Origin of the sequence: Streptomyces sp. NPDC046931 (assembly GCF_040644655.1) — a bacterium.
Classification (GTDB): Bacteria; Actinomycetota; Actinomycetes; order Streptomycetales; family Streptomycetaceae; genus Streptomyces.
The window spans coordinates 131,512-145,676 of sequence record NZ_JBEYWX010000015.1; the positions used below are offsets into that span (position 1 = coordinate 131,512).

Here is a 14,165-nt window from a genome sequence, read left to right on the forward strand (position 1 = left end):
GTCGTGTCCAGGTGGTGCCTAGGGCGCGCCGGTGGTGGGCGAGCCCTTCACGGGGGCGCGCGTGACCGGCGGCTCACGGGTGGCCGGGGCGCCGGTGACAGGCGCGCCGGTCGCCGGCCCGCTGGTGGCCGGTCTGCCGGACGTCGGACTGCTGGAAACGGAGACCGAGCCACCGCGCGGAGCGGAGGGCGAGCTGCCGGCGGTTGTGGTGGGTGGGCTGCTGTGTGGTGGTTTGGGAGAGCTGCCGGCGGTTGTGGTGGGTGGGCTGCTGTGTGGTGGTTTGGGGGAGCTGCCGGCGGTTGTGGTGGGTGGGCTGCTATGTGGTGGTTTGGGGGAGCTGCCGGCGGTTGTGGTGGGTGGGCTGCTATGTGGTGGTTTGGGAGAGCTGCCCGCGGTTGTGGTGGGTGGGCTGCTGTGTGGTGGTTTGGGAGAGCTGCCCGCGGTCGTGGTGGGTGGGCTGCTGTGTGGTGGTTTGGGGGAGCTGCCCGCGGTCGTGGTGGGCGAGCTGCCCCGTGGTGCCGAGGGAGATCCGCTTCCGGCTGCCGAGGACGAGCCGCCCCGCGGCGTCGTGGAGGACTCCCTGCCGCCCGTCGGAGACGATCCGCTTCCGGCAGGCGAGGAGGAGCCGGCCGCGGCGGGTGACGACGAGCCGCCCGTGGTCTGCGGCGAGGAGGCCCTCCCGCTGTCACTCGGCGTGGCGGAAGAGCCACCCGTCTTCCCGGACGCCGAGCCGCCCGGCGACGGGGAAACGGACCTTCCGGTGTCCGGGCCCCGGCCCGTGGCGCCGTCGGTCCCTGGGACCGTCCCCGTCCTGGACGCGCCGGATCCGCCCGGCATCCCGGGTCCGTCCGTCCCGCCCGTGTTCACCGACAACGTCACATACTGCCCGAACGCCAGCTCGGTGCCGGGCGCAGGATCCGAGCCCGTGACCGCTGCCTCGTCGGGTGGCGCCCCCCGGCCGGCGTAGGCGACCGCCAGCCCCTGCGCCGCGAGCCGCCGACCGGCCTCGGCGAACCGCAGCCCCGTCACATCGGGCACCTTGTGCCGTGCCCGGGTGTCGAAGGGGGCGTCGTGCCGGCCGGTCGTGCCGACGGGCCGGTCGAGCCCCCGGTGCCTGTCGTCCACGTCGACGAGCGCGAGCCGGGTCAGCGGCTGCGGCGCGGGGCGGACCGCCACCACCGAGGAACGGTCGTACCCGGCCCATTTCTCGTTCCGGCCCTCGAACTTGACGGAAATCCGGGTCGCGTCACCCCGGAAGGGGCGCAGTGGATTTCCGCACGAGCACTTCACCGTCGGCTGCCCCTGCTCGTTCACCAGTACCGCGATTCCGGCCTGGAGCAAGGAGTCGAATGGTGCGGCCTCGCCCTTCTTGTAGTCGTGGTTCTGTACGAGGGTGTCGTGACGTAGAAGGACGGGTGTGAGCCGGTCCAGATAGTCAGGGATCTCTGTCTGGGCAATACCTTCGACCTGCGCCCAGACCTTGGCCTTTCGGTCGTTCCTCGGGTCCCTGAGGAATTCCTTCAGTCGTGTGACGTCACAGACCGTCGGTTTCCGCGAGCCCCCGTAGAGCCCCGGCGTATTGCCCGCCTGTAGGCCACCCGGCGTCCGGCCTGCCCGGATCGTGGTGTCGTGGCCGAGTCCGCTGCGCTCGCCGAAGAAGGGGGCGAGCGACGGAACTCCGGCGGCGACGGCCTTCACCGCGAACACCTGTGCGTTTCTGCTGCATCCGCTGAGGATCAGCACGGCGGCCAGCAGAAAGCCGATCCTCCGGATCGCTGATTTTCCGTTCCTTTGCAGGAATACATGACGTGTCATCACCGCTCCCCCCGGCGGTCCCCCCGCGCCCTGCCGAGCGGAGGCAGGGCGCCGGGCACCAGGTTACCGAATGCGGGAGCATTTCAGGTGCCTTGAAAGGACTTGAGAGGAAAGGGAATTCAGCGGTGTGGCGGAACTCAATTGCCGCGTGCGTTGAGTGAGGCCAGATAGGCGTTGTACGCCTCGAGTTCCTTGTCGCCGTCGCGGTCGGCGGCGCGGTCCTTCCGCTTGGCCTGCCGCTGTTCCGAGCCGTACCACTGGAACAGCAGCGCCAGGAGCACCAGCACGGAGGGCACCTCGCTGAACGCCCAGGCGATGCCGCCCGCCGAGGTCTGGTCCGCCAGGGCGTCGATGCCGAGCGAGGCCGGCGGATGCCGGTAGGCCTCGACCATAGGCGTGGACGCCATCATCAGCGCGATGCCGAAGAACGCGTGGAACGGCATACCCGCGAACAGCTCCAGCATCCGCATCAGGTAACCGGGCCGGTGCGGACCCGGGTCGACGCCCATGATCGGCCAGAAGAACACCACGCCGACGGCGAGGAAGTGCACCATCATCGCGAGGTGCCCGGCCCTGGACTCCATCAGGAAGTCGAAGAGCGGCGTGAAGTAGAGCCCGTACAGGCTGGCGATGAACAGGGGGATGGTGAACGCCGGGTGTGTGACGACCCGCACATAGCGGCTGTGCAGCAGCATCAACAGCAGTTCGCGCGGTCCCTTGCGGTCACGGCCCGCCGTGGGCAGCGCACGCAGCGCCAGCGTGATCGGGGCGCCGAGCAGCAGCAGGATCGGCGAGAGCATGCTGATCACCATGTGCTGCACCATGTGCGCGCTAAACATGACCATGCCGTAGTCGTTCAGCTTGGTGCACATGACCAGCATCACCGTCAGCACACCGATGACGTACGACACGGTCCGGCCCACCGGCCACTTGTCCCCGCGCCGCACGAGCCGGGCCACGCCCCACCCGTACAGTCCGAGCCCGACCAGGCAGGCGACGAGGAAGAACGGGTCGGCGGACCATTCCAGGCCCCGCCCCAGCGTGAACGGCGGCAGATCCATGGTCATGCCGTGCCCGCTGTGATCCATCCGCCGGCTCCTGTTTCGTGGGGGTTGTGCGCTGTCTGTCCGCACCAGAGTAGAACCGCCCCCGGTCGCAGCCGCGACCGGGGGCGGACTCCTGGACTCCGTACGTGATCAGTCCCGCACCGCAGGAGACCGGTCCCGTGCTACAGGACGCACTCGGCCTCGGCGTACCTCTCCTGCGGCACCGTCTTCAGCGTCTTGACGGCCTCCGCCAGCGGCACCGTCACGATGTCCGTGCCGCGCAGCGCGGTCATCATCCCGAACTCGCCGCGGTGCACGGCCTCCACGGCGTGCCAGCCGAAGCGGGTGGCGAGCACGCGGTCGTACGCCGTCGGCGTGCCGCCGCGCTGGACGTGCCCGAGGATCACCGGGCGGGCCTCCTTGCCGAGGCGCTGCTCCAGCTCGATCGAGAGCTGGCGGGCGATGCCGGCGAAGCGCTCGTGGCCGTAGATGTCCTTGCTGCCCTCGTCGAACTCCATGCTGCCCGGCTTCGGCTTGGCGCCCTCGGCCGCCACCACGATCGCGAACCGCTTGCCGGCGTCGAACCGCTCGCCCACCCGGGCCGCCAACTCCTCGATGTCGAAGGGGCGTTCCGGCACCACGATGGCGTGGGCGCCGGCGGCCATGCCGGAGTGCAGCGCGATCCAGCCGGTGTGGCGGCCCATGACCTCCACGATCAGGACGCGCTGGTGGGACTCGGCGGTGGTCTTCAGCCGGTCCAGGGCCTCGGTCGCCACGCCCACGGCCGTGTCGAAGCCGAAGGTGACGTCCGTGACCGCGATGTCGTTGTCGATGGTCTTGGGCACGCCGACGATCGGCAGCCCGTTGTCGGACAGCAGCCGGGCCGCCTTGAGCGTGCCCTCACCGCCGATCGGGATGATGGCGTCGATGCCCAGTTCCTCGACGTGGCCCCTGGCCCGCTCCACTCCGTCCCGCAGGTGCTCGGGGCGGACCCGGGAGGAGCCGAGGATGGTGCCGCCGCGAGCCAGGATGCCGCCCACCGCGTCGAGGTCGAGCTTGAGGTAGTCGCACTCCAGGAGGCCCTTCCAGCCGTCCCGGAAGCCGATGACCTCGTCGCCGTGGTCGACGACGGCGCGGTGCACGACGGACCGGATGACGGCGTTCAGGCCGGGGCAGTCGCCGCCGGACGTGAGGACACCAATGCGCATAGCCCGAAAAACCTTCTCCACATGAGCCGGGACCGGACCACGCTGTCCGGCTCGATCCCCGCCACCCTACCGGCGACGGGGGGCGGGGCAGCACCGTGCGTCCGCCAGCTGGACGTGCCCGCTCACCTGTGCGGACGGGCCGTCAGACGGGCTGGTGACGCCCGCGGGACCGCCAGGTGCACGGTCCGCCGGGCGGCTCCGCGGAATCGTTTCGGGCGGGCTTGGGGAGGGACCCTAGGCGGGCTGCTGCGCGGCCGTGATCCGCTCGTTGCGCAGCGCCTCGTACCAGCGGTCGTCGACCGGCGGAAGCGCGTTGACATCGAGCGCCAGCTTCAGCAGCAGGTCGGCGATCAGCGGGTTGCGCGCGAGCACGGGCCCGTGCATGTACGTACCGAAGACCGTCCCGTTGTACGCGCCCTCCGTGCCGTCACCCGTGCCGTTGCCCTTGCCGAGCCGCACCTGCGCGAGCGGGCGGGCGTTCGGTCCGACGTGCGTGACGCCCTGGTGGTTCTCGAAGCCGGTGAGCTGGGGCAGACCCAGCTGCGGGTCGACGTCCGCGAGAACGTCGCCGACGCACCGCTCGCCCTCGCCGCGCACCGAGACCACGTCCAGCAGGCCGAGGCCCGGCTCGCGCTGCCCGAGGTCGTTGATGAACTCGTGGCCGAGGATCTGGTACCCGGCACAGACGGAGAACACGATCGCGCCGTTCTCCACGGCCCGGTACAGACCGCCGTCACGGCGCAGCCGCTCGGCGGCGAGCCGCTGCGGACGGTCCTCGCCGCCGCCGATCAGGTAGATGTCGCCGGACGTCGGGATCGGCTGGTCGCTGCGCACGTCGAGCCGGGCCACGTCCAGGCCGCGCTGGCGGGCCCGGCGCTCCACGACGAGCGCGTTGCCCTGGTCGCCGTAGGTGCTCAGCAGGTCCGGGTAGATCCACACCAGACGGAGGCTGTTGTCACTCATCGATGATCGTCCTTCGTGGTCAGTTGCCGACGCGGCGGCGCAGGTCCTGGAACGCGGTGTAGTTCGCGATGACCTCGATCCGGCCCGGCGGAGCGAGCTGGACGGCCTGGTCGAGGTCGTCGCAGACCTGGAAGGACTGGTTCGCGACCTCCAGGCGCACGGCGAGGTCCAGCTTGCGGTCGCCGATGACGAAGATCGGGTGCCCGGTGAGCCGCGTGTAGTCGACGTCCCACAGCCAGGAGGTGTCGGTGCCGTCCGCGCCGCGCGCGTTCACCGAAAGGATCACCGGGGTCGGCGGCGGGTCGATCAGGGAGAACGTCTCCAGCCAGCCGGCCGGGTTCTTCGCGAGCAGCAGACGCAGGTCGCGGCCCTGGAACTGGACGACGTCGTAGCGTCCGGCCACCGCCTGCACCTGGTACATGCGCTCCAGGGCGACCTGCGGAGGCACGCCGAAGACGGCGGCGACGGCGGCCGAGCTGGCGGCGTTGGCCTTGTTGGCACGGCCCGGCAGCTGGAGGTGGATCGGCCAGGCGGAGCCGTGCGGGTCGAGGACATGGTCGCCCGACAGCACCCACGACGGGGTCGGCCGGCGGAAACCGCACTCGCCGCAGAACCAGTCGTCGCCGGGGCGCTGCATCACACCGCCGCAGGACGGGCAGGACCAGGCGTCGTCCTTCCACATCTGTCCGGCCGCGACCCAGATCACATTGGGCGACGACGAGGCGGCCCACACGACGAGCGGGTCGTCGGCGTTGGCGACGATCACGGCCTTGGAGCCGGAGAGGCCCTCACGCCAGTTCTCGGCGAGCATCCGGGTCTCGGCGGCGCGGTCGAGCTGGTCGCGGGAGAGGTTGAGCAGCGCGATGCACTTGGGGTCGGTGTCGCGGGCGACCCCGGCGAGGTACTTCTCGTCGACCTCGATGACACCGAACTTGGCGTCCGAGCCGCCGGCCAGCGCCGAGGTGATGCCGGCGGGCATGTTGGCGCCGAGCGCGTTGGAGACGACAGGGCCCGCGGCGCGCAGTGCCTCCGCGATCAGCCGGGTGGTCGTGGTCTTGCCGTTGGTCGCGGAGACCAGGATGACATCCAGGTTCTGGGCCAGCCGGCCGAGCAGGTCGGGGTCGAGCTTGAGCGCCACTCGGCCGCCGATCACCGATCCGCTGCCGCGCCCCGCGGCGCGCGATGCCGCAGCGACCGCCTTGCCCGCGGTCACGGCCAGCTTGGCCCGCGGCGTCAGCGGGTCCGAGTTGCCTGCCATCAGATCTCGATCCTCCTTGCATACGGCGCCGCGCCCTGTCCCGGCAACGTGTGGCCCCAGCCTATCCAGATCCCCTCACGCCCCCGAACCGCGGCACCACCCCGGCGCCCGCGCGGCCCTGACGACCGTACCCTTGCCGCCATGCGACACCGTTCCATCCCCGGCGTCAAAGGGCGCGTCCGGCCCATCACCGTGCTCGGCGACCCTGTGCTGCGCACCCCCGGCGCGGAGGTCACCGACTTCGGCCCCGAACTCGCCCGGCTCGTGGAGGACATGTTCGCCACGATGTACGCCGCGCAGGGCGTGGGACTGGCGGCGCACCAGATCGGCGAGGCGCTGCGGGTGTTCGTGTACGACTGCCCGGACGACGAGGAGGTGCGCCATCTGGGGCATGTGGTGAACCCACGGCTGGTCGAGGCGGACGGTGTGGTGCTCCGCGGACCGGAGGGGTGCCTGTCCCTGCCGGGCCTGGAGGCGGGCACGGAGCGGTACGACCGCGCGGTCGTCGAGGGCTTCACGGTGGACGGCGAGCCGGTGCGGGTGGAGGGCACCGGGTGGTTCGCCCGGTGCCTCCAGCACGAGTGCGACCACCTGGACGGTGGTCTGTATGTCGACCGGCTCAGCGGCCGGCGGCACCGCCGGGTGATGCGGCAGGCCGCGCGGGCGCCGTGGAGCGGATGAGCGTGGTGGTCCGGCACCGGGCCGGTCGTGGCCGCTCCCGCCCGCGCCGCGAGGCCGCGGAGCGACGGCGCGGCCCCGCACCCCGGGGGGCGCTTCAGAACCCGGGGCCTCCGACGCGATCCCCCGCCGCGGCCAGCCGGCCCCACAACAGGTCCGCCAGACTGCGCACCAACTCGGCCCGGGAGCAGGGCCGTTCGCCCAGCCACCAGTCACCGGCCGCGTGCATCATGCCGACGATGCCGTGTCCCCACACCCGGGCGAGCTGGTGGGTGCCCGGGCCGAGGTCCAGGCGCTCCTCGATGACCTGGGCCAGTTCCTCGCCCATGCGGCGCAGCAGCGGGATGGAGTGCCGGCCGGTGTCGAAGCCCTGGTCGTTCTGCGAGCCGCCCTCCTCCGGATGCATCAGAAAGCGGTAGACCTGCGGCCGGGCCTCGATGGCCGCGAGATAGGTGTCCAGGGTGGATTCCACGCGCTCCCGCCGGTCGGCCGGTGCGTCCAGCGCCGCCCGCAGCGAGTCGAGCAGCGCGTCCGTGTGGCGTTTGGCGAGTGCGGCGTACAGGCCGCCTTTGTCGCCGAAGTGGCGGTAGAGGATCGGCTTGGTGATACCGGCCTCGGCGGCGATGGCGTTCATCGACGCCCCGGGGCCGTCGCGCAGCACCACCCGGTCGGCGGCCTCCAGCAATTCGCGCCGTCGGCGGTCGGCGGACCGCTGCTGCTCGGCCCGCTGCGTGGTGTCCATGTTCTCTCCCCACCCGTGCTGTTTCGGTGACGCCTGCGCAAAGTAACACTGAAAGGCGGGTCGGTATCGAACGAGCTGCCGACCGCCCATGGCGGACGACCGTGCCGGCCCGGGAGTTGACTTCTCCTACTGGTGAGTAACACACTGCCGTTACCGCAAGTAACACGTTAGCGCAGTGCTGGAGGGGACATGGCCGAGTTCACCATGGAGCTCAACGACGAACAGAAGGAAGTCCGGGACTGGCTGCACGGCTTCGCCGCCGATGTGATCCGCCCCGCGGCCGCCGAATGGGACGAGCGTGAGGAGACTCCCTGGCCGGTCATCCAGGAGGCCGCCAAGGTCGGCATCTACTCCCTCGACTTCTACGCCCAGCAGTACTTCGACTCCACCGGCCTCGGCATCCCCATGGCGATGGAGGAGCTGTTCTGGGGCGACGCGGGCATCGCGCTGTCGATCGTGGGCACCGGACTCGCGGCCGTGGGTGTCCTCGCCAACGGCACCGAGGAGCAGATCGGCACCTGGATCCCCCAGATGTACGGCGACACCAACGATGTCAAGGTGGCCGCCTTCTGCTCCTCCGAGCCCGACGCCGGCTCCGATGTCGCCTCCATGCGCACCCGTGCCGTGTACGACGAGGCCAAGGACGAGTGGGTCATCAACGGCACCAAGACCTGGGCCACCAACGGCGGTATCGCCAACGTCCACGTCGTGGTCGCGGTCGTCGACCCGGCGCTGGGATCCAAAGGACATGCCTCCTTCATCGTCCCGCCGGACACCCCGGGCCTGTCGCAGGGCCAGAAGTTCAAGAAGCACGGCATCCGCGCCTCGCACACGGCCGAGGTGATCTTCGACAACGTCCGCGTCCCCGGCTCCTGCCTGCTCGGCGGCAAGGAGAAGCTGGACGAGCGGCTGGCCCGGGCCCGGGAGAAGGCGAAGGCGGGTGGGGAGAGGCTGAAGAACGCGGCCATGGCCACGTTCGAGGCGTCCCGCCCGGCCGTGGGCGCGATGGCCGTGGGCACGGCGCGTGCCGCCTACGAGGTCGCCCTCGACTACGCGCGGACACGTGAGCAGTTCGGCCGGCCGATCATCGACAACCAGGGCGTCGCCTTCCAGCTCGCGGACATGCGGACGCAGATCGACGCCGCCCGTCTGCTGGTGTGGCGGGCCTCGTGGATGGCGGTCACCGGCAAGCCGTTCACGGCGGCCGAGGGCTCCATGTCGAAGCTGTTCGCCAGCGAGACGGCCAAGAAGGTCACCGCGCAGGCGATCCAGATCCTCGGGGGCAACGGCTACACCCGGGAGTACCCGGTGGAGCGGATGCACCGCGACGCCGGCATCTACACCATCTTCGAGGGGACGAGCGAGATCCAGCGGCTGGTGATCGCACGGACCCTGTCGGGCATGCCGATCCGCTAGCCCGGCCGTCGGTCCCCGATCGCCGCCTGGTCGGCCGGGCCCCGTCCGCGAGGATCTCCGGCAGCTCCTCGAAGCAGCGTTCGTGGTCCGGCGGCGGAGACGCCTGGAAGAACATCTTCGCCGGGGTCTTTGCCGGGTTCGCGAACGCGCGGGGGCAGCCCGGCGGTACGACGGCGACCGGGGGCGCGTGAGCCGGTCGCCTTGAACGCCACATGCCCTGCCGGCGTCCGCACGACGCACCTATGGCCGGGCGGCAGGAACGCCCTCCGTCGCCGCCACCCCCTCGGTCGCCGTCCGGTTCCCGTCCGCGGGGACATGCCGGCGGCCCAGGGCCATTGCCGCAGTGATACCCGGTCCGAAGCCGGCCGGCAGCCCCCGTGCCGTGGGATGGGCGCCGCCCTCGTCGAGGAGCCGGCGCAGCCGCCTTCCTCCGCCTTGGCGGGGGGACTCCCCGCTCCCCGGCGGAAGGGTTCACCCGTATGAGGGCTTCACCCGCGATCGCCCGGCGGGGCTGCGATATCTCGGCCGGTTACTCCGCTTCAGTGATGCACACACAGTGACATTCCGGGCATGCTCGGTGAGCGACACAAGTCGGAGAAGGAGCGTCGATGACCCGCACGGCCAGGGGACTGCTGGAGGAGGCCACCCGGAAGCTCGCCCCGGATCCGCACGCCAACCGGCTGCTTCCGCTGATCGCCCGGGGCGCGGCCCGGCCCGCCACCCTCGCGGCACTCGCCCTCCAGCAGCGCGACGTGATGGCCTCGGACCGCCGGGCGTTCGAGTACCTGTCCGAGCGGTCGCGGGAGGAGCCCGCATCCGCGGCCTTCTTCACCGCCCTCGCGGACGGTGAATCCGTGGCCCAGGACCGTCTGCGGGCCTTTGCCGCGGTCTGCCGGGCCGACGAGACCGCGGACACCTACGAGCCGCCGGCGGACTGCCAGGGCTACCCGGCCTACGTGGCCTGGCTCGCCCTGAACGGGGAGCCGGCCGACGTCGCCCTGGCCCTGAGTGCCAACTTCGCGGCCTGGGGCGGTTACTGCGCGTCGATCGCGCAGGCGCTGCGCCACCACTACGGCTACGACGACGCGGCCTGCGGGTTCTTCGACTTCTTCGCCGTGCCGTCACCGGACCTGGAGGCCAAGGCCGAGGAGGCGGTGCAGGAGGGCCTGGACGCCGGCCGTCTGGACGAGGACCGCGCACACCGCTACGGCCGGCTGCTCCAGGGCTACGAGACGCAGTTCTGGCATGCCCTGTGGGAACTGGACGCGCGGGCTGACCGGCTTCCCTAGCGGAGCGAACCGCTGCTGTGCGCGATGCACGCGACGTCGATGCGGTCCGCCAGTTTGGCCAGCTCGATGGTCAGCGCGGCCACGGTGTCCTCGTCCAGCCCGTCCTCGCCGGCCTCGACCAGCCGCAGCCACCGGCCGCCCACCGTGCGCAGCAGCTTGCTGACATCCGCGGCCGCCACCTGCAACGTGCCGCGGTCGTCGACGATCAGAGGCAGGGTCACTTCGCGGTTCACAGCAGGGATCGTAGCTGCGGAACGCTCACGCCCCGTGCCATACGGTGGTGATGTTGCAGAACTCGCGGATTCCGTGCCCGGACAGCTCGCGGCCGTAGCCGGAGCGCTTGACCCCGCCGAACGGGAACGCGGGGTGGGACGCCGTCATACCGTTGATGTACACGCCGCCGGCCTCCAGGTCCAGGACGAACCGGTCCACCTCGGTACCGTTGTGTGTCCACACATTCGAACTGAGTGCGAACGGCGAGTCGTTCGCGATCGCCACCGCCTCGCCGATGTCGGCTGCCCGGTAGAGCGTGGCGACCGGGCCGAACGCCTCCTCGTGGTGGATGCGCATCCCGGGTGTGACCTCGGCGAGCACGGTCGGCGGGTAGTACCAGCCGGGACGGTCCGGGCGCTCGCCGCCGCACAGCACCCTCGCGCCCTTGCCGACCGCGTCCTCGACCAGTTCCTCCAGGTCGGCGCGGCCCTGTTCGCTGGAGAGCGGCCCGACCTCGGTCTCCTCCTCCATCGGGTCGCCGATCCTGAGGTCCTTCATCCGGGCGGTGAACCGTTCGGTGAACGCGTCGAACACACCGGCGTGCACGATGAACCGCTTGGCGGCGATGCACGACTGCCCGTTGTTCTGCACCCGGGCCGTCACCGCCACCTCGGCGGCCCGCTCCACATCCGCGGACGGCATCACGATGAACGGGTCGCTGCCGCCGAGCTCCAGGACCGTCTTCTTGATCTCGTCCCCGGCGACCGAGGCCACGGACCGGCCCGCCGGTTCGCTGCCGGTGAGCGTCGCCGCCTTCACCCTCGGGTCGCGCAGGATCCCCTCCACGGCTCCGGAGCCGATCAGCAGGGTCTGGAAGCAGCCCTCGGCGAAGCCCGCCCGGCGGAAGAGGTCCTCCAGGTAGAGCGCGGTCTGCGGGACGTTGGAGGCGTGCTTGAGCAGCCCCACGTTGCCGGCCATCAGCGCGGGCGCGGCGAAGCGGACCACCTGCCACAGCGGGAAGTTCCACGGCATCACGGCGAGGACCGGGCCGAGCGGCCGGTAGCGCACGATCACCCAGGAGGCGCCCGAGTCCTTCACGTCGTACTCGGCGGGCTCCTCGTCGGCGAGCAGCTCCTCGGCGTGCTCCGCGTACCAGCGCATCGCCTTGGCGCACTTCGCGGCCTCCGCACGGGCCTGCTTGACCGGCTTGCCCATCTCGGTGGTCATCACCCGGGCAATGCGCTCCTGATCCTCCTCGAGCAGGTCGGCCGCCTTGCGCATCCGCAGGGCCCGCTCGGCGAACGTGGTCGTGCGATGGGTACGGAACGCGGCCTCGGCGGCGGCGAGCCTGCGCTCGATCTCGTCCTCGCCCAGGGCGTCGTACGTCTTGAGCGTCTCGCCGGTCGCCGGATTGACGGTGGCGATGGGCATGGCTGACCTCCTGAGAACAGGCTCTGCTTCGACCTTCCCGCGCGGCGGCGGCCTCCGCAACGCGGCTCTTCCGTCAGCCCGAGTGCTCCGCCAGCCGATCGAGAAACGCCCTCTGCGCCTTCACGATCAGTTCGCGGGCCCGGTCGAGGCCGAGCCACTCGACACGGTCCAGCTCGGGAAACTCCGCAAGGCGCCCCGAGCGCGGTGGCCACTCCATCGTGAAGGTGCCCGGGACGACCGTCGCCGGGTCGAGGTCCGCCTCGACCGCCCAGGCCGTGACCACCTTGCCGCCCGTCTGCCGGACCTCGCCGAGCGGCACGGCCTCCCCGTCGGGCGGCGGCACCCCCAGCTCCTCCCGGAACTCGCGGCGGGCGGCCTCCCAGGAGGGCTCGTCCGGCTCGTACTCGCCCTTGGGCACGGTCCACGCCCCGGCCTCGCGGCGGGCGAAGAACGGGCCGCCCATATGGCCCAGCAGGACTTCCAGACCGTGATCGGTGTGCCGGAACAACAGCAGACCGGCGCTGCGCCTCGACCGCCCGCTCATGGCGCCACGTGGGGGTGCGCGGCCAGCAGCGTCTCCACCGTGTCAGCCTCCTCGGGCCGCTTGTCCTCGCGGTAGCGCACGACCCGGGCGAAGCGCAGGGTGATCCCGGCCGGGTAGCGGCTGGACCGCTGGAGTCCGTCGTAGGCGATCTCGACGACCAGTTCGGGGCGTACGGTCACCACCCAGCCGTCGTCCTCGACCGCCAGTTCCCTCAGCCGCTCGGTCTGCCAGGTGAGCATCGCGTCCGTCATGCCCTTGAACGTCTTGCCGAGCATCACGAAGGAGCCGTCCGGGGAGCGGGCGCCCAGGTGCAGGTTGGAGAGCTTGCCGGTGCGGCGGCCGTGGCCCCGCTCGGCGGCCAGCACCACGAGGTCGAGGGTGTGCACCGGCTTGACCTTGAGCCAGGAGGCGCCGCGCCGGCCGGCGCTGTAGGGGGCCTCGAGGGCCTTGACGACCACGCCCTCATGACCTCGGGCCAGGGTCTCGGCGAGGAAGTCCTCCGCGGCGGCCACGTCCTCGGGCCCCCGCACCACCGTGCGCCGCACCCGCATCGGCTCCGGTACGAGCCGGGCCAGCTCCGCGTGGCGGTCGCCGAAGGGCAGGTCCAGCAGGTCCCGGCCGTCCACCGACAGCGCGTCGAAGAAGACGGGGGAGACGGGTACGGCCGCGGCGGCGGTCGCCACGTCCAGCCGGGAGCCGACCCGCCCGGCGGTCTCCTGGAAGGACCGCGGCCGTCCGTTCTCGTCCAGCGCGATGACCTCGCCGTCCAGGATGAACCGCTCGCCCCCCAGCTCGAGCGCGGCGGCGGTGATCTCCGGCAGCCGGTGGGTGATGTCGTCGAGGGTGCGGGTGTGGATCCGTACCGCGTCGCCGTCCCGGTGGACCTGCACGCGGATGCCGTCGAGCTTCTCCTCGACGGCGCACGCGCCGAGCTTTTCGACGGCCTCGGCGACGGACGACGCGGTGTGCGCGAGCATCGGCAGAACGGGCCGGCCGAGCGTGAGCCGGAAGGCGCCGAGTGCCTCCGGGCCGTCGGCGAGCAGGGCCCGCGCCACGGTCTGGAGCGATCCGGCGAGCATGACGGCGCGCCGCACATCGGTCGACGCGGCCCCCGTCGCCTCGGCCAGTCCCTCCACGGCCAGGGCGTCCAGGGCTCCCTGACGCACCTCCCCGGTCAGCAGCCCGGTCAGGAACCGCTGTTCGTCCGCGGTGGCCGCCGCCAGCAACTCGCCCACCAGCCGCTTGCGTTCGGCCTGGGAGCCGGTGCCGGTGACGGCGCCGATCCGGCTCAGCCGGGCGTCCACGTCCCCCACGGTGAGCGTGGGCTCGGCGGCGGGCTCGATCCGCTGCCCGAGGAGCTTCCAGCCCACGCCGAGCCGTCCTTGCGGCAGCCGCCCGGCCAGATACGGGATGACGATCGGCACGTCGTCCGCGTCGGCGTCCCGGAACAGCCCGCCGAGCAGCGCGATCTTCCGGGACCGGGCCGATGTGGCGGCGACCTCCTGGGACACGCGGGCCAGCCGGGCGAAGAGCATGCAGTCATCGTGCACCGCCGGCGGCCG

The 14,165-nt window shown here is 71.5% G+C and carries 14 protein-coding genes and 2 pseudogenes; 4 read left to right on the top strand and 12 right to left on the bottom strand.

What is annotated here, in order from left to right:
* Nucleotides 1-18 precede the first annotated feature (18 nt).
* On the bottom strand, nt 19-1,698 hold the full coding sequence (locus tag ABZ876_RS24915) for a PASTA domain-containing protein (protein WP_361785431.1): 1,680 nt from the start codon (nt 1,696-1,698) through the stop codon (nt 19-21).
* On the opposite strand from ABZ876_RS24915, the gene ABZ876_RS24920 reads away from it, so the two are divergent.
* The gene (locus ABZ876_RS24920; RefSeq protein ID WP_361785443.1) at nt 1,630-1,779 is read left to right on the top strand and encodes a hypothetical protein; all 150 of its coding nucleotides are present in this window, start codon (nt 1,630-1,632) and stop codon (nt 1,777-1,779) included. The genes ABZ876_RS24915 and ABZ876_RS24920 overlap by 69 nt on opposite strands.
* Nucleotides 1,780-1,952: 173 nt before the next feature.
* Here the strand turns inward: ABZ876_RS24920 and ABZ876_RS24925 are convergent, their stop codons facing one another.
* The 4 genes from ABZ876_RS24925 to ABZ876_RS24940 form a co-directional block, all read right to left on the bottom strand.
* Nucleotides 1,953-2,903 (bottom strand): cytochrome c oxidase assembly protein, encoded by a 951-nt coding sequence (locus ABZ876_RS24925; RefSeq protein WP_361785214.1) that lies wholly within the window; start codon nt 2,901-2,903, stop codon nt 1,953-1,955.
* A gap of 140 nt (nt 2,904-3,043) precedes the next feature.
* Nucleotides 3,044-4,069: a 6-phosphofructokinase gene (locus tag ABZ876_RS24930; protein ID WP_361785216.1), complete on the bottom strand. Its 1,026-nt coding sequence runs from the start codon at nt 4,067-4,069 to the stop codon at nt 3,044-3,046.
* Nucleotides 4,070-4,303: 234 nt separating this feature from the next.
* Nucleotides 4,304-5,032 carry a glutamine amidotransferase gene (locus ABZ876_RS24935; RefSeq protein ID WP_361785219.1) on the bottom strand — a complete coding sequence of 243 codons (729 nt, stop codon included), beginning with the start codon at nt 5,030-5,032 and terminating at the stop codon, nt 4,304-4,306.
* A gap of 19 nt (nt 5,033-5,051) precedes the next feature.
* Entirely contained in the window at nt 5,052-6,290 is a 1,239-nt protein-coding gene (locus tag ABZ876_RS24940; RefSeq protein ID WP_361785222.1) for a MurT ligase domain-containing protein, read from the bottom strand.
* 141 nt (nt 6,291-6,431) lie between these two features.
* On the opposite strand from ABZ876_RS24940, the gene def reads away from it, so the two are divergent.
* Nucleotides 6,432-6,971, top strand: a complete 540-nt coding sequence (gene def / locus ABZ876_RS24945) for a peptide deformylase (RefSeq protein ID WP_361785225.1) — start codon at nt 6,432-6,434, stop codon at nt 6,969-6,971.
* A 94-nt stretch (nt 6,972-7,065) separates the two neighbouring features.
* Here the strand turns inward: def and ABZ876_RS24950 are convergent, their stop codons facing one another.
* Nucleotides 7,066-7,710: a TetR family transcriptional regulator gene (locus tag ABZ876_RS24950; RefSeq protein WP_361785228.1), complete on the bottom strand. Its 645-nt coding sequence runs from the start codon at nt 7,708-7,710 to the stop codon at nt 7,066-7,068.
* Between the two features lie 189 nt (nt 7,711-7,899).
* On the opposite strand from ABZ876_RS24950, the gene ABZ876_RS24955 reads away from it, so the two are divergent.
* Nucleotides 7,900-9,126 (top strand): acyl-CoA dehydrogenase family protein, encoded by a 1,227-nt coding sequence (locus ABZ876_RS24955; protein WP_361785231.1) that lies wholly within the window; start codon nt 7,900-7,902, stop codon nt 9,124-9,126.
* Between the two features lie 49 nt (nt 9,127-9,175).
* On the opposite strand, the pseudogene ABZ876_RS24960 reads toward ABZ876_RS24955, so the two are convergent.
* Both ABZ876_RS24960 and ABZ876_RS24965 read right to left on the bottom strand, forming a co-directional pair.
* Nucleotides 9,176-9,304, bottom strand: a pseudogene (locus ABZ876_RS24960) (cupin); the annotation flags it as partial.
* A gap of 62 nt (nt 9,305-9,366) precedes the next feature.
* Nucleotides 9,367-9,546: pseudogene (locus ABZ876_RS24965) on the bottom strand (type III polyketide synthase); the annotation flags it as partial.
* A gap of 188 nt (nt 9,547-9,734) precedes the next feature.
* Here ABZ876_RS24965 and ABZ876_RS24970 point away from each other — a divergent pair.
* Nucleotides 9,735-10,415 (top strand): transcriptional regulator, encoded by a 681-nt coding sequence (locus tag ABZ876_RS24970; RefSeq protein ID WP_361785234.1) that lies wholly within the window; start codon nt 9,735-9,737, stop codon nt 10,413-10,415.
* Here ABZ876_RS24970 and ABZ876_RS24975 read toward each other — a convergent pair.
* The 4 genes from ABZ876_RS24975 to ABZ876_RS24990 all read right to left on the bottom strand — a co-directional run bounded on the left by ABZ876_RS24975 (nt 10,412) and on the right by ABZ876_RS24990 (nt 14,138).
* Complete coding sequence (locus tag ABZ876_RS24975) at nt 10,412-10,648, bottom strand: DUF6213 family protein (protein WP_234516374.1); 237 nt, start codon at nt 10,646-10,648, stop codon at nt 10,412-10,414. The two genes, ABZ876_RS24970 and ABZ876_RS24975, sit on opposite strands and share 4 nt — an antisense overlap.
* A gap of 25 nt (nt 10,649-10,673) precedes the next feature.
* Entirely contained in the window at nt 10,674-12,059 is a 1,386-nt protein-coding gene (locus ABZ876_RS24980; protein WP_361785238.1) for an NADP-dependent succinic semialdehyde dehydrogenase, read from the bottom strand.
* A gap of 73 nt (nt 12,060-12,132) precedes the next feature.
* Entirely contained in the window at nt 12,133-12,603 is a 471-nt protein-coding gene (locus ABZ876_RS24985) for an NUDIX domain-containing protein (RefSeq protein ID WP_361785241.1), read from the bottom strand.
* A complete protein-coding gene (locus tag ABZ876_RS24990) occupies nt 12,600-14,138 on the bottom strand; it encodes an ATP-dependent DNA ligase (RefSeq protein WP_361785244.1) in 1,539 nt (512 codons plus the stop codon). The genes ABZ876_RS24985 and ABZ876_RS24990 overlap by 4 nt, the downstream gene beginning before the upstream one ends.
* Nucleotides 14,139-14,165: the final 27 nt, after the last annotated feature.

Excerpts from the sequence above, each read along its gene's own strand:
- ABZ876_RS24925 (WP_361785214.1), bottom strand. The coding sequence starts at position 2,903 with ATGGATCACAGCGGGCACGGCATGACCATGGATCTGCCGCCGTTCACG.
- ABZ876_RS24930 (WP_361785216.1), bottom strand. The coding sequence starts at position 4,069 with ATGCGCATTGGTGTCCTCACGTCCGGCGGCGACTGCCCCGGCCTGAAC.
- ABZ876_RS24935 (WP_361785219.1), bottom strand. The coding sequence starts at position 5,032 with ATGAGTGACAACAGCCTCCGTCTGGTGTGGATCTACCCGGACCTGCTG.
- ABZ876_RS24940 (WP_361785222.1), bottom strand. The coding sequence starts at position 6,290 with ATGGCAGGCAACTCGGACCCGCTGACGCCGCGGGCCAAGCTGGCCGTG.
- def (WP_361785225.1), top strand. The coding sequence starts at position 6,432 with ATGCGACACCGTTCCATCCCCGGCGTCAAAGGGCGCGTCCGGCCCATC.
- ABZ876_RS24950 (WP_361785228.1), bottom strand. The coding sequence starts at position 7,710 with ATGGACACCACGCAGCGGGCCGAGCAGCAGCGGTCCGCCGACCGCCGA.
- ABZ876_RS24955 (WP_361785231.1), top strand. The coding sequence starts at position 7,900 with ATGGCCGAGTTCACCATGGAGCTCAACGACGAACAGAAGGAAGTCCGG.
- ABZ876_RS24970 (WP_361785234.1), top strand. The coding sequence starts at position 9,735 with ATGACCCGCACGGCCAGGGGACTGCTGGAGGAGGCCACCCGGAAGCTC.
- ABZ876_RS24980 (WP_361785238.1), bottom strand. The coding sequence starts at position 12,059 with ATGCCCATCGCCACCGTCAATCCGGCGACCGGCGAGACGCTCAAGACG.
- ABZ876_RS24985 (WP_361785241.1), bottom strand. The coding sequence starts at position 12,603 with ATGAGCGGGCGGTCGAGGCGCAGCGCCGGTCTGCTGTTGTTCCGGCAC.
- ABZ876_RS24990 (WP_361785244.1), bottom strand. The coding sequence starts at position 14,138 with ATGCTCTTCGCCCGGCTGGCCCGCGTGTCCCAGGAGGTCGCCGCCACA.